13 protein-coding genes are annotated in these 13,831 nt (G+C 62.7%); 5 read left to right on the plus strand and 8 right to left on the minus strand.

Annotated features, from left to right (window positions below; translation table 11 throughout):
- Nucleotides 1-271 precede the first annotated feature (271 nt).
- The gene (locus VE092_RS15060) at nt 272-1,378 is read left to right on the plus strand and encodes an S-(hydroxymethyl)glutathione dehydrogenase/class III alcohol dehydrogenase (RefSeq protein ID WP_013234687.1); all 1,107 of its coding nucleotides are present in this window, start codon (nt 272-274) and stop codon (nt 1,376-1,378) included.
- A gap of 10 nt (nt 1,379-1,388) precedes the next feature.
- The gene (fghA, locus tag VE092_RS15065; protein ID WP_324878070.1) at nt 1,389-2,237 is read left to right on the plus strand and encodes an S-formylglutathione hydrolase; all 849 of its coding nucleotides are present in this window, start codon (nt 1,389-1,391) and stop codon (nt 2,235-2,237) included.
- Between the two features lie 158 nt (nt 2,238-2,395).
- Here fghA and VE092_RS15070 read toward each other — a convergent pair whose 3' ends face one another.
- The 5 genes from VE092_RS15070 to VE092_RS15090 form a co-directional block, all read right to left on the minus strand.
- Nucleotides 2,396-2,899, minus strand: coding sequence for a hypothetical protein (locus VE092_RS15070; RefSeq protein ID WP_324878071.1), 504 nt, complete (start codon nt 2,897-2,899; stop codon nt 2,396-2,398).
- Nucleotides 2,896-3,534, minus strand: a complete 639-nt coding sequence (locus tag VE092_RS15075) for a hypothetical protein (RefSeq protein ID WP_324878073.1) — start codon at nt 3,532-3,534, stop codon at nt 2,896-2,898. Before VE092_RS15075 ends, VE092_RS15070 begins: the two co-directional genes overlap by 4 nt.
- Nucleotides 3,531-4,034: a PAAR domain-containing protein gene (locus VE092_RS15080; RefSeq protein WP_324878075.1), complete on the minus strand. Its 504-nt coding sequence runs from the start codon at nt 4,032-4,034 to the stop codon at nt 3,531-3,533. Before VE092_RS15080 ends, VE092_RS15075 begins: the two co-directional genes overlap by 4 nt.
- Before the next feature lie 212 nt (nt 4,035-4,246).
- Nucleotides 4,247-5,170: a Gfo/Idh/MocA family oxidoreductase gene (locus VE092_RS15085; protein WP_324878077.1), complete on the minus strand. Its 924-nt coding sequence runs from the start codon at nt 5,168-5,170 to the stop codon at nt 4,247-4,249.
- A gap of 46 nt (nt 5,171-5,216) precedes the next feature.
- Nucleotides 5,217-6,203, minus strand: coding sequence for an aldo/keto reductase (locus tag VE092_RS15090; RefSeq protein WP_324878079.1), 987 nt, complete (start codon nt 6,201-6,203; stop codon nt 5,217-5,219).
- A gap of 142 nt (nt 6,204-6,345) precedes the next feature.
- On the opposite strand from VE092_RS15090, the gene VE092_RS15095 reads away from it, so the two are divergent.
- Nucleotides 6,346-7,263, plus strand: coding sequence for a LysR family transcriptional regulator (locus VE092_RS15095; protein ID WP_102662094.1), 918 nt, complete (start codon nt 6,346-6,348; stop codon nt 7,261-7,263).
- A gap of 280 nt (nt 7,264-7,543) precedes the next feature.
- Here the strand turns inward: VE092_RS15095 and VE092_RS15100 are convergent, their stop codons facing one another.
- The 3 genes from VE092_RS15100 to VE092_RS15110 form a co-directional block, all read right to left on the minus strand.
- A complete protein-coding gene (locus tag VE092_RS15100) occupies nt 7,544-9,118 on the minus strand; it encodes a DHA2 family efflux MFS transporter permease subunit (RefSeq protein WP_324878082.1) in 1,575 nt (524 codons plus the stop codon).
- A 39-nt stretch (nt 9,119-9,157) separates the two neighbouring features.
- Entirely contained in the window at nt 9,158-10,396 is a 1,239-nt protein-coding gene (locus VE092_RS15105; RefSeq protein WP_324878084.1) for an HlyD family efflux transporter periplasmic adaptor subunit, read from the minus strand.
- A gap of 149 nt (nt 10,397-10,545) precedes the next feature.
- A complete protein-coding gene (locus VE092_RS15110; protein ID WP_324878086.1) occupies nt 10,546-12,063 on the minus strand; it encodes an efflux transporter outer membrane subunit in 1,518 nt (505 codons plus the stop codon).
- 262 nt (nt 12,064-12,325) lie between these two features.
- Here VE092_RS15110 and VE092_RS15115 point away from each other — a divergent pair, with 262 nt between their 5' ends.
- Nucleotides 12,326-12,952: a TetR/AcrR family transcriptional regulator gene (locus VE092_RS15115; protein ID WP_324878088.1), complete on the plus strand. Its 627-nt coding sequence runs from the start codon at nt 12,326-12,328 to the stop codon at nt 12,950-12,952.
- Nucleotides 12,953-13,190: 238 nt separating this feature from the next.
- Nucleotides 13,191-13,814, plus strand: a complete 624-nt coding sequence (locus VE092_RS15120) for a methylamine utilization protein (RefSeq protein ID WP_324878090.1) — start codon at nt 13,191-13,193, stop codon at nt 13,812-13,814.
- The last annotated feature ends 17 nt before the right edge of the window (nt 13,815-13,831 follow it).

Consider the following 13,831-nt stretch of genomic DNA (forward strand, 5'->3'; position numbering starts at 1 on the left):
TAGCAACCTTACCGCAAGCCAAGGGCTTTGTCATTAAGGTGGCGCGCCGTCGGCAACGCGACAGCAGGTTTTTCATGTCAGACGGAAATTTTCACTTGTTATGGCATTAAGATGATCCATCGAAATTCACCTTGGTCGCCGTGTGCATGCATTTTCGTTTGCAATGCGATAATACCGCGCCCAGGACAACCGTACCTGAACATGCCTGCTCGCCACCGGCCGGAGGCGGGCAGGGCGCATTACTCCCATTACCAAGAAAAGGACCCATCCCATGAAGACAAGAGCCGCGGTAGCATGGCAGGCAGGCAAGCCCTTGACCATCGAGGAAGTCGAACTCGGCGGCCCCAAGGCCGGCGAAGTCCTGGTCGAGATCAAGGCCACCGGCATCTGCCATACCGACTACTACACCCTCTCCGGCGCCGACCCGGAGGGCATCTTCCCCGCCATCCTCGGCCATGAAGGCGCGGGCGTGGTGGTCGACGTCGGCCCGGGCGTGAAGTCGCTCAAGAAGGACGACCACGTCATCCCCCTGTACACCCCGGAATGCCGCGAGTGCAAGTTCTGCCTTTCGCAGAAAACCAACCTGTGCCAGGCCATCCGCGCCACCCAGGGCCGCGGCCTGATGCCCGACGCCACCAGCCGCTTCTCGCTGGACGGCAAGCCCCTGTTCCACTACATGGGCACCTCGACCTTCTCCAACTACATCGTGGTCCCGGAAATAGCCCTGGCCAAGATCCGCTCCGACGCCCCCTTCGACAAGGTCTGCTACATCGGCTGTGGCGTCACCACCGGTGTGGGCGCCGTGCTGTTCACCGCCAAGGTGGAGGCGGGTGCCAACGTGGTGGTGTTCGGCTTGGGCGGTATTGGCTTGAACGTGATCCAGGCGGCCAAGATGGTCGGCGCCAACAAGATCATCGGCGTGGACCTGAACCCGGCGCGTGAAGCCATGGCCCGCAAGTTCGGCATGACCGACTTCATCAATCCCAAGGATGTCCCCAACGTGGTCGATGCCATCATCGGCATGACCGACGGCGGCGCCGACTACAGCTTCGAGTGCATCGGCAACACCACCACCATGCGCCAGTCGCTGGAGTGCTGCCACAAGGGTTGGGGTCAGTCCATCATCATCGGCGTGGCAGCAGCCGGCCAGGAAATCTCCACCCGTCCGTTCCAGCTGGTGACCGGCCGTGTCTGGAAGGGCTCGGCCTTCGGCGGCGCGCGCGGTCGTACCGACGTGCCCAAGATCGTGGACTGGTACATGGAAGGCAAGCTCAACATCGACGACCTGATCACGCACAAGCTGCCCCTGGAACGCATCAATGAAGGCTTCGACCTGATGAAGAGCGGTGAATCGATCCGCTCCGTGGTCGAGTTCTGAGGAGAGCGCGATGCTGGAGAAACTCTCCGAGCACGGCTGTTTCGGCGGCGTGCAGGGCTATTACCGCCATGCCTCTCCGGCCATCGGCCTGGACATGCGGTTCTCGGTCTTCGTGCCACCGCAGGCCCGTACCGGCGGCAAGCTGCCGGTGCTGTTCTACCTGGCCGGACTGACCTGTACCGAAGAAACCTTCATGATCAAGGCTGGTGCGCAACGCGTGGCGGCCGAGCTGGGCATGATCCTGGTGACGTCGGACACCAGCCCGCGCGGAGCAGGCCTTGCGGGTGAAAGCGATAGCTGGGATTTCGGCGTAGGGGCGGGTTTCTACCTCGATGCCACCCAGGCACCGTGGGATCGGCATTACCGCATGGAGAGCTATGTGGTGGATGACCTGCGCCAGGCCGTGCTGGAGAATTTCCCGGCCGACCCGCAGCGCATGGGCATCTTCGGCCATTCCATGGGCGGGCATGGCGCGCTCACGCTGGCCTTGCGTCATCGCGATCTCTACCGCTCGGTCTCGGCCTTTGCGCCGATTGCGGCGCCGCTGCACTGCCCCTGGGGCCAGAAGGCCTTTGGCAACTACCTCGGCCCGGATCAGGAAAGCTGGCAGCAGCATGACGCCAGCGAACTGATGCGCAAGCTCTACGCTCCCTTCCCGCAGGGCATCCTGATCGACCAGGGCCTGGCCGACAAATTCCTGCTGGAGCAACTGCTGCCGGAACGCTTCGAGGCCGCCTGCCGCGAGGCCTCACAGCCGTTGACGCTGCGCCGGCACGAGGGTTACGACCACGGGTATTACTTCATCCAGAGCTTTGCGGAAGATCATCTGCGCTTCCATCATCGCATCCTGACAGCGTAAATTCCGGCATGGCGCTTGATGGCGTTGAATGAATTGGAGGGCTGACCTGCAGGTCAGCCCTTTTTGTTTCAGGATGAGCGGAAGGAAAGACAAGCTCGTCAGGGACTGCCCGCTTGCTGGCAAATGTCGATGAGGGTCTGGCTGGGCAAGGGTGAATTTCAGTCCACCAGACCATCGACGAAGAAGAGTCCTCCGTTCTTCCGCGTGTTCAGCAAGTAGGCATATCTGACCTTCTGGAAGCTTCCGCTACGTCCGAGTCCATCGAAATGATCAACTACGCAGAGATACTCGTCCCGGCCCTCTCGTATCAGAGACCAGCCCGCCAGCTCAAGACGGACTTCCGGTTTCTGCCTGGACCTGGTTAGCGCCAACGTGGTGGCCCTTCGGATAAGGTGAAGTCTTCCGTCATACAGGATTGCTCCGCCGCGCCGGGAGGTGGCGTAACCCACTTCCTTGCCGCGAAAGACGACGTACTCGGTCGAATAACCGGGCCGATAATCGGGCTGAAAGAAAATCTCGGTCGTTTCGATTTCTAGTTGCGAAATAGGTGGCAGCGCCTTCGCATGGAGGCAACTCTTGATGAGGTTTTCCGACGGAACGGCGGCAGCTGAGACGGGATCTGGAATCGAGAGCAGAGAGAGTGAGAATAGAAGCAGCCTCACTTATGTTCCTTTGCCTTTGTGTATTTCAGATAATCGGGATTTTGCTTCCAAAAAATTGTTCCTCCGTGGGCTGCGGTCGATTGATAAATATGGTCGTACCGGTAGATTTCTTCCTTTTGAATGGTGGACTTCCCGTCTACAGTTTTTTTGGTTGTCTTGTATTTTATGACCAACTTCGAGGATTCCTTGAGGGAGTAGATGTTGTGTGAGGAGTGAGTAAATCGGATGCCATTCTTCACCTTGAAGTGTGTTTCATAGTTCTTTTTGATATCCGCTCCGTCCCAGAACCATGCGCCGTTTGATCTGTCTGGACCATTCGCTAGCGCATTCTCCGCCGCTGCGACCGCAATCTTCATCGCCGGATCTATCAGAACCTGTGCATCCGTGGCACCTTTGAATTTCTGAAATCGCGGGTTCCCGTCACTTACGACATAACTGAAACTCGACTCTCCACGAACAAATTCAGCCATTGACGAATAGCGTCGCGCATCCCGTTGTCTTTTTAGAATGCTGGCAAGCGCATACATCTCATCGGCGTTGTTCTGGGTAGATGATTCCCCATAAGCAATAGCGGCTAGAAGTCGGACCTCTGGATCGATGGGTTTCTGGTTTGTTTCTGTCGTCTTTTCGTTCATGGCTGCCCCCCTTCTTTGGCTAGCCATAGCACCATGCTTGAATTTTCGCCGGTAAAGACTGTGCTTCTTCCTTCTGAGAAACTGGCCTGATGTGCCATGAGTTTCTCGTTTTGATACACGTCAAAGCGATAGCCTTCGATTGGAGTGCCATCTTCCCCCTCCAAGCTGTACCAGTGTTCGGTGATCTCGTCGCGAGATTCGTGTGGCGATTTCTGAGCGGTGGCTGCTCTGCTGCCGGTACCGATTCGAACGCTTGACTGGCTCGCTTGCAGTTCGGCGCCGCACGATGTCTTCATGCCCTCCACAGCGACGGGTTTGCCGAGGTAGCTGACGTTCTCGGCGCCTTGAACGATCGGGAAACTGCCCTTGCACTTTGGGCATAAGACCATATGGCCTACGCCGGCTGCGTTCTTGCCGAGCACATTGAGTGTCGCGAATCCCTCCAAAACGGTACCGCCGTGCGACGTCGAGTCGCCCTTGCAAATGATGGCGTTTGCCATGATTTTCTCCATTCCGAAAAGCGAAGAAAATAATCCGTGCCGTCAAATAGTCCCATCGCTAAACGACGATTTGTAGGAAGGGATCTGCGGCTCGTTCCTCCCGGGATTTGTTTTTTTGATTGCGTAACCGCCGGGCGGCAGACGAAAAAAAAACGGCCCAATCAGGGCCGTCGGTGCTGCGTTAGCAATGAGGTCAAGCCAAGAGGGCCATTTTAGACAAACGCATCCGTCACCACATGCTCCCCCAGCATGAAGGCATCGGCCACATGGCGCAGCGGTGCCACGTCCACATCCGAGGACTTGTTCCGGATCAGTTGGCAGAAATGGGCGTACAGCGAAGGATATTCACCTTCCACCGGCAGCTCGCTCGGCGCCTGGTCGATCCATAATTCATGCCCACCCTTCTTGAGATGCAGATGCGTGCTCGCGGTGTCGATCACGATATCCCAGGTCTGCTCGCCGGTCTGGCGCCAGTCGAAGTCGGCTTGCACATCCGTAGCCAGGGCATCGGTGAAGGCCAGTCGCGCGGCGATCGGGGTCTGGCGGTTGGCCGGCACTTCCAGCGTGGCCTGTTTGAGGAACATAGGCTGCGGCAGGATCTCGGTAACGATGGACAAGGCATTGATGCCCGGATCGAACACGCCCAGACCGCCCGGTTGCCAGATCCATTCCTGGTCGGGGTGCCAGTGGCGGACGTCTTCGCGCCAGATCACTTCGACCCGGCGCGGTGCGTGTTGCTCCAGGTGGCGCTTGAGCACCTGCACCGCCGGTGCATGGCGCGAGTGCCAACTGGCGAAGAGCGTCACGCCCTGTTCGGCCGCCAGCGCCTTGAGCGATTCGACTTCCGACAGCGTGGCGCCGGGCGGCTTTTCCAGGAACACGTGCTTGCCGGCGAGTAGCGCCTGGTGGGCCGCTTCATAGCGATACTGCGGTGGCATGCACAGCGAGATGGCATCGATCTGCGTGCCGGAATCCAGCATCTCGGCCATGGTCTTGAAGGCGGTCACGCCGTCGATGCTGTGGTTGCGGCTGGCCGTGGCGACCAGCTGGAAATCCGGGTTGCCGGCGATGGCCGGGGCGTGCTGGTCATAGACGATCTTGCCGACGCCGGCGATGGCGAGTTTGATGGGTGTCATGTTGTCCTTATGTTCTTGTAGGGGGGTGACGGGCAGGGGTCAAAGCTTACCAGCGGTGATGCACGTAGGGCGCGATGTCATCCAGATAAAGCTGCCACAGCGCCTGCATCACGTCGGCCTGGATCGGCGGCAGTCCGCTGGCGGCGCTGTTGGATTGCGCCTGCTGGACATTGCGCGCGCCGGGGATGACGGTGCTGATGCCGCTTTCCATGAGAATCCAGCGCAGCGCGAACTGCGCCATCGATACGCCTTCCGGCACCAGCGCGCGAATCTTCTCGACGGCCGCCAGCGCAACTTCGTACGGTACGCCGGAGAAGGTCTCGCCGACATCGAAGGCTTCGCCATGGCGATTGAAGTGGCGGTGGTCATCGGCGGCAAAGGTGGTCTGCGCCGACATCTTGCCGGTCAGGAGGCCCGAAGCCAGCGGCACCCGGGCGATGACGGCGATGTCGCGGCGCTGCGCCTCATCCAGGAACAGCGACAGCGGACGCTGGCGGAAGATGTTGAAGATGATCTGGATCGATTTCACGTTCGGGTATTCGATGGCCTTCAGGCCTTCTTCCACCTTCTCCACCGAAACGCCGTAGTGGGCGATCTTGCCGGCACTGACCAGGTCATCCAGGTAGCCGAAGACTTCCTGCTGGTAATAGACCTCCGGCGGCGGGCAGTGCAGCTGCACCAGATCCAGGCATTCCACCTCCAGGTTGCGCAGCGAGCGCTCGACGAAGGCGCCCAGGTTCTCGCGCGTGTAGCCGCTGGCGACATGGGGCGACAGGCGGCGGCCGGCCTTGGTGGCGACGAAGGGGCGCTGGCCACCACGTTCCTTGAGGACCTGGGCGATCAGTTGCTCGGAGCGGCCATCGCCATAGACGTCGGCGGTATCGATGAACGTGACGCCGCTGTCCAGCGCCGCATGCAGGGCCGCCTTGGCGTCCTGGCTGGAGACGTCGCCCCAGGAGCCGCCGATGGCCCAGGCGCCGAATCCGATCTCCGATACTTCCGCACCGGTGCGGCCAAACGTTCTTGATTTCATGTTGCTCATCCTTTGCGTGGGTGTTGTCCGGCCCGTGCGGGCGCCTGCGGGCGGTGAAACCGTATTTATACCCTGCGTCACGGCAGCGGGAGGATGGTTTAACATGCACATCATTAATTCATGAAGTGAATGGAGTTCATTCATGTCCTTGCTGGATCATGTGGATTTTTCGGATTTGCGGGTATTTGTCACGATCTTGCGGACCGGCAGTTTCAAGGCCGCTGCCATCCAGCTGGGCCTGACCCCTTCGGCCACCAGCCATGCCATGAAGCGGCTGGAGGAGCGGCTGTCCACCCGCCTGCTGTACCGCTCCAGCCGGGCGGTCTCGCCGACGGCGGCCGGCAGCGAACTGGCGCTGCGCCTGGAGGAGGGTTTCGAGAAGATCGGTGCTGCGCTGGGTGTGCTGGAAAGCGCAGCGGCGGGCAGCCTGGGGGAGTTGCGCATCAATGTCTTTGCCGATGCCGCGCATCTGCTGATCGAGCCGGCCATCCCCGAGTTCGTCCGGCAATGCCCCAAGGTCAAGCTCACCGTGGTGGTGGATGACCGGCCCATCGACATCGTCAGCGAAGGCTATGACGCTGGCATCCGCTACGGACACTACGTGCCGGAAGGCATGGTGACGGCGCCCTTGACGCGCGCCCACCGCTGGGTGGCGGCGGCCTCGCCGGACTATCTGCAGCGCTGCGGCCGTCCGCAGACGCTGGAGGACCTGGCGCAGCATAACTGCCTGCAACTGCTGCTGGGGGACAATTCCAGCTACAAGTGGGAGTTCGGCCGTGGCAAGCACCAGCAGCGCATCCGCGTGCCGGGCCTGGTGACGATCAACAATACGGCGGCCACCATCGCCGCCGCCCGGGCCGGGGTCGGTATTGCCTATCTGCTGGAGGCCAGGATCAGAAAGGACATCGAAGAGGGGGCGCTGGAAGTGCTGCTGCCTGAATGGGCTGCACCCAGCGAGCCCTTCCACATGTACTACAGCAGCCGGCGTCATGCCCATCCGGCCTTGCGCAAGCTGATCGACATCATCCGCCTGCAGCATGGGCTGGCCCGGCTGCGGTAGCCGGGCCAGGGCCTGTTCACACTCAATCTACGAGTGCGAGAGGTCGCCAAGCGTTGTCTGCCTAGGCGCAGCGACGCGCCGTAGTGGTGCTACGGCAAGGAGCTGCAACAACGGCAGGCGACGCTTGGCGGCCTCTCCCGGAGGGTTGGCGCCAGAAGGCGCGCTGGCGGCGTTGCACGTCAGGGCTGGTGGCACCACCACCAGCCCTGACGCGCGCCTTGCCACCACGCCTTCTGGGGCCAACGCATCTCGCAGATTGAGTGTGAACAGGCCCTAGGCCCTAGTGCGCCGCCGAAGCTTCGGCCGCGCCGGCACCGCCCTTGGATGGCTTGATGATCCAGATCAGCGGGATGATCACCAGGAAAATCACAGCCGACACAAAGAAGATGTCGTTGATGCCCAGCATGGCGGCCTGGAAGGTGATGGTCCGCTCCAGCATGGCGGCGCTCTGCTCGGCATTCAGGCCCAGGGTGCTGCTGATGTTGTTGAGCGTTTCCTGCAGCCAGGGGCTGTAGGGCGTGGCATGCTCGGTCAGCTGCGCGTGGTGCATGATGCTGCGGTTGTTCCAGGCGGTGGTGGAGATCGAGGTGCCGACCGCACCACAGAACACCCGCACGAAGGACGACAGGCCGGCGGCCGCCGGGATGCGTTCGGGTGGCAGGCCCGACAGCAGCAGCACCGTCAGCGGCACGAAGAACATGGCCGTCGGGATGCCCTGCAGCAGCGTGGGCAGGATCACCGTCATCTGGTCCACCTGCAGGTTGTAGCGCGAGCGCAGCCAGAACACGATGGCAAAGCCGATGAAGGACGCCGTGGCCACCTTGCGCGCATCCACCAGCGGCAGGAAGCGCCCGATCAGCGGCATCAGGATCACCGCGAAAATCCCGATCGGTGCGGTCGACAGTCCCGAATCGATGGAGCGGTAGCCCAGGTATTGCTGCAGCCACTGCGGCAGGATCACCAGGTTGCCGAAGAACACGCCATAGCCGATCGAAATGGCAATGGTGCCGCCGGCGAAATTGCGCCGGCCGAACAGGCGCAGGTCCACCACCGGGTGGTCATTGTTGAGTTCCCACACCACGAAGTAGGCAAACGCCACCAGGGCAATGATGCCCAGCGTGACGATGGTGGGCGAGGCGAACCAGTCCAGATCCTTGCCCTTGTCCAGCATGATCTGGAAGGCCGCCACCCAGGTCACCAGCAGTGCCAGCCCGATCCTGTCGATGGGCAGCTTGTGGGTGGGCGTTTCGCGCGAGCGGTAGATGGCCAGCGTGATGCCGGCCGCGATCAGGCCCACCGGGATGTTGATGTAGAAGATCCAGGGCCAGGTATAGCTGTCGGTGATCCAGCCGCCCAGCGCCGGCCCGGCCACCGGCGCCACCACGGCAGTCATGCCCCATAGCGCCAGGGCGAACGAGGCCCGCGACTTGGGGTAGGCCCCCAGCAGCAGCGATTGCGACAGCGGCACCATGGGGCCGGCCACCAGGCCTTGCAGCACGCGGGCGGCTAGCAGGATGGGCAGCGTGGGCGCCAGTCCGCACAGCCAGGACGCCACCACGAACAGCAGCACCGAGGTGACGAACAGGCGCACCGCGCCCAGCCGCTGGGTGAGCCAGCCGGTCAAGGGGATCGAGATGGCATTGGCGGCCGCGAAGGAGGTGATGACCCAGGTGCCTTCATCGACCGACACGCCCAGGTTGCCCGAGATGGTCGGAATGGCGACGTTGGCGATGGACGAGTCCAGCACGTTCATGAACACCGCCAGCGACACCGACAGGGTGCCCAGCACCAGGTTGGCGCCGGTCAGCGGTGGCGGTGGCGTGTAGGGTTTTGGGGGAGTAGGGCTGTTGGCCATGGGGCTCCGTCATTGTCCAGTGATTGCAGCGGCATGGTCTCAGGTATGCGGGACGGCAGCCGGCGTGGCCGCAGCCTTGCTCTTGCGGGCTTGCGGCAAACCACTTGCGTTGTCGCTGATGATGCGCTCGACGATGCTGTCGGCCTGCTTGCCCAGGTCGTCATAGACATCGGTCTGGTAATTGGTCGGCACCGCTTCCAGCGCGCGGCCGTCGCCGTGGATATCGACGGTGGCCGTAGTGGACAGGCCGATGCGCAGCGGATGGGCGCGCACCTGTTCCGGGTCCAGCGCGATGCGCACCGGCACGCGCTGCACCACCTTGATCCAGTTGCCGGTGGCGTTCTGCGCAGGCAGCAGCGAGAAGGCGCCGCCGGTGCCGGCCGAGAAACCGATCACGGTGCCCTTGTACTTGACGCTGGAGCCATAGACGTCGGCGATCACTTCCACCGGCTGGCCGATGCGGATGTGCTGCAACTGGCTTTCCTTGAAGTTGGCGTCGATCCAGATCTGTTCCAGCGGCACGATGGCCATCAGCGGGTTGCCGGCGGCGATGCGCTGGCCGACTTGCACCGAACGCTTGGAGACGAAGCCCGAGACCGGCGCCACGATATTGACGCGGGCGTAGTTCAGGTAGGCATTGCGCACGGCGGTGGCGGCCTGCAGCACGTTGGGGTGCTCGGTGACGCTGGTGTGGTCGGTCAGGGCACGGTTGGCGGCGGCGGCGGCGCGTGCCTGGTCCAGGGCGGCGCTGGCACTCTTGACGGCGTCACGGGCGTGCGAGACGTCTTCCTGCGAGACCGCGCCGGAAGCCAGGCCGGCCTGGCGGCGTTGCAGGTCTTCGCGAGCGCGGGCCAGGTTGGAGTCGGCGGCGGCGACGTTGGCGGCCAGGGTATCGTTGTTGAGGAACAGCTGGCGCGTCTGGCGCACCGCCTGCGCCAGTGCAGCCTGGGCCTGATCCAGTGCCAGCCTGGTGTCGGCGGCGTCCAGCGCCACCAGCGGCTGGCCGGCCTTGACGATCTGGGTATCGTCGGCCTTCACGGCCACTACGGTGCCGCCCACCTGGGCGGAAATCTGCACCACATTGCCGCCGACATAGGCGTCGTCGGTTTCTTCGAAGAAGCGTGCATGCAGGAACCAGTACAGGAAGCAGGCAACCGCGATCACCAGCAGCAGCAGGGTCAGCAAAATCAACTGGCGTTTGCGCTTGCCATTGCCGTTTCCATTTTCATTTCCATTGCCGTTGGCTGGCGCATTGTTTTGGGTGGTGCTGTCACTCATGGAGGACTCCGTTCTATCTTTTTGTAGGCGGTCAATCGGCGCGTCGCTGTTGCGGCACGCCGTCCCGGTGGTCGGCGGATCAGTGGAGAGACCGGCCACCAGGCTGGATTCAATGTCGGGATGTCATGCAGATCTGTGGCGGGCCTGCTTCAGCGTTGCTGCTGCGACGGCTGTTGCGGCTGACCATAGGCCAGCCCGGCCTGCTGGGCGTCGAAACCGCCACCCAGCGCCTTGTACAGCGCCACCTGCTGTTCGCGGCGCTGCGCCTGCAGCGCCACCATGGACTGGCGTTGACCCAGCACGGCGGTCTCGGCCGACAGCAGCGTCAGTTGCGAGACCAGTCCCAGTCGATAACGCTCGCGTGCCAGCTGGTAGGCGCGTTCGGCTGCTTGCAGGGCCTCGTCGCGAATCGGCAGTTGGCGCTCGGTCGAGTGGATCGCCGCGATCTGGCGTGCCACGTCGGCATAGGCATCGTTGAGCGCCTTGTTGTAGGTCGCCACGGCCAGCTCGTAGTTGGCGTATTCGCCCTTGAGTCCGGCCCGGAGCGCGCCGCCCTCGAAGATCGGCAGCGAGATGGCCGGTCCAAAGGCGATGCTCTTGCTGGCGGCCGTGAAGGGGTTGCTGTCGATCAGGCTGTCGAAGCCGATCATCGCCGAGAGATTGATATCCGGGTAGAAGCGCGCCTTGGCCACGGTGATGCCCTGGCTGGCGGCTTCCACCTGCCAGCGTGCGGCCACGATGTCGGGACGGCGACCCATGAGGTTCAGCGGCAGGTCCGCCGGCAGGCCGGGCGTGGCCAGGTTCTGCAGGGAGGGCGGTGCCAGTTGCAGGCCGCGGTCCGGCCCCTTGCCGCTCAGGGCGCCCAGTTGCTGGCGCAGCAGGATGATCTGGCCTTCGCTCTGTTCCAGCTGGGCGCGTGCCTCGGCGCTGCTGCTGCGCGACTGGTTGCGCTCGATCTGGCTATCCAGGCCGGTGCGCACGCGATCGGCGGTGATCTTTTCCAGGGAAGTACGCTGATCGACCGTGCGCTGCAGGATGTCGTGCAGCGCATACTGCGCCGCCAGCTGGCTGTAGACCGAGACGATGGAGGCGGTCAGGGCCAGGCGCGCTTCCTGTTCGCTGGCCTGGGCGGCTTTCTCGCTGGAGATGGCCTGTTCCAGGGCGGCCTGGTTCTTGTTCCACAGGTCGAGCTCATAGCCGACGTTGAGGCCGGCCTTCTTTTCGTTATACCAGTTGCCGCCATACGGCGGCGGGTAGATCGAGGTGCTGGAGAACTGGTTGCGCGTGAACGAGGCCTGCGCATCCACGCTGGGCAGCAGCGGCGCGCCGCGCGATTCGGCCAGGGCTGTGGCCGCGCCGATGCGGGCACGCGCCTGCTGCAGGCTGGGGCTGGCAGCCAGGGCTTCTTCGATCAGGGCGGTCAACTGGGCGTCGCCGAACTGGCGCACCCAGTCGCTCCCCGGCCACTGGCCGTCGGGCGCGCCGGGATTGGGATCCGACAGACTGCGCTGGGTCGCGAAATCGCGGGCCTGGGCGAGCTGCTTGTCACTGCCGATGCCTTCGAAGCTGGCACAACCTGACAAACCGAGCGCGCCCAGCAGGGCGGTCGCCACGACACGAGTGGCGATCGCCCGTGGCCGTAGCCCGGGCGACGTGATGCGTTTCATAGAATTCTCCACGAAGAGGTATTTGGCGATACGAGTTCTTTTGTGAGTTTTGCGACCCGCTGATGCCTGTGCAGCAGGCCACACGCATGGGATGCTGGTGCGCCGGTTCGATCCGGCGCCAAGCGCTCGCCTGGATTTACGAGTACCATCCGGGGGCGGGGCGAGTAAAAACTCATTTTCCGTATTATACTTGGATATACGAACAATCACTCATGTTGTGAATTCGCGTCGGGGGCGGGCGAATTCCTTACCAAAGCTGCCAATGAAACTGCAACCCAGAAAAGAACCACGCCAGGCGCGTTCGCGGGCGATGGTCGACACCATTCTCGATGCCATGTCGCGTGTGCTGGTCGAGCGTGGCTATGCCAAGACCAACACCAATCTCGTGGCCGAATCGGCCGGTATCAGCGTGGGCTCGCTGTACCAGTATTTTCCCAACAAGGACGCACTCATCTTCGCGCTGCGCGAACGTCATGTCTCGCGCATGCTGGCGCTGTTCGAGGACGTGGTGGCGCACATCGATGCCGCCGGCAGCCTGCATGAGGATTTCGACAAGTTGGTCGGTGCCCTGGTGGCGGCGCACCTGCTGGAGCCGGAACTGAACCGCATCCTGGAAGAAGAATTCCCGGCCTACAATCTGCCGGTATCGAGCGAGATCCGTCAGCGCTTCTTCGACGCCATCCGGCGCGTGCTGGAAAAGCATCGCAGCAGCATCACGCCGCCCGATCTGGACGTGGCGACCTTCGTCCTGCAGCGCATGCTCAAGGCGCTGATCAACGCCGTGGTCCTGACCGGCCCCGGCGGTCTCTCGCCCGGTAGCGTACGGCCGGAAATTCTGCCGGCCGTGATCGGTTACCTGACCTCTGCGCGCGCTGATTCACAGGCATAATCGATAGCCTGGAGGCACACGCAGGGTGCTGGCACGACAGGCAGAGGGATGGAGGCCGACCGGCCGCGCGAGATATTTCCTTGTGGCAATTCAGAAACTTCCCTATATGAATGTTGAGGGGCTTCCGTATAGTGCCGGGTGAAGGGGGGAAACTGCCCGGTCGGGCCACAAAAGTGGCTGGTCCGGCGGGCTTCCGGCTCCACCATTCTTCTATCACAGGGATATGCATAAAAAGAACATGCGTCGCCGGGCTGCGGCCATCGTCAGGGCGCTCACATTGTGGGGCAGTGCGGTCTGCGCCGTGGAGGCCCACGCGGGGGTCGCGGTGCAGGTACTGGACAGTGCCGGGCAAGTGGTGCCCAACGCCGTGGTGTATGCCGAGCCAGTCGGCGGCGCGGCCGCGCCGGCCAAGGCGCCGCGCCAGATCGAGATCGAGCAGAAAAACAAGACCTTCATTCCCCTGGTGACGGTGGTGCAGACCGGTACGCCCATCCTGTTTCCCAATCACGACAATGTACGGCATCACGTCTATTCGTTTTCGCCGGCCAAGACCTTCGAGCTGAAGCTGTATTCCGGCGTACCGGGCAGCCCGGTGGTGTTCGACAAGGCCGGTACCGTGGTGCTGGGATGCAATATCCATGACGAGATGGTGGCCTATGTGCAGGTGGTCAATACCCCGCATTTCGGCGTGACCGATCACCGTGGCACGGTCCAGCTGGATGGCCTGGGCAATGGCCGCTACACGCTCAAGGCCTGGTACTTCACCATGGGCCCGAACCAGGCGGCGGTGCAGCAGCCGCTGGAAGTGCAGGGCGAGGGCCGCGCCACCATCAAACTCAACGTCAAGGCGGTGCCGCTGTAGCGCGGTGTCCTCCACGA

The sequence above is a fragment of the Herbaspirillum sp. genome, assembly GCF_035644555.1.
GTDB lineage: Bacteria > Pseudomonadota > Gammaproteobacteria > Burkholderiales > Burkholderiaceae_D > Herbaspirillum.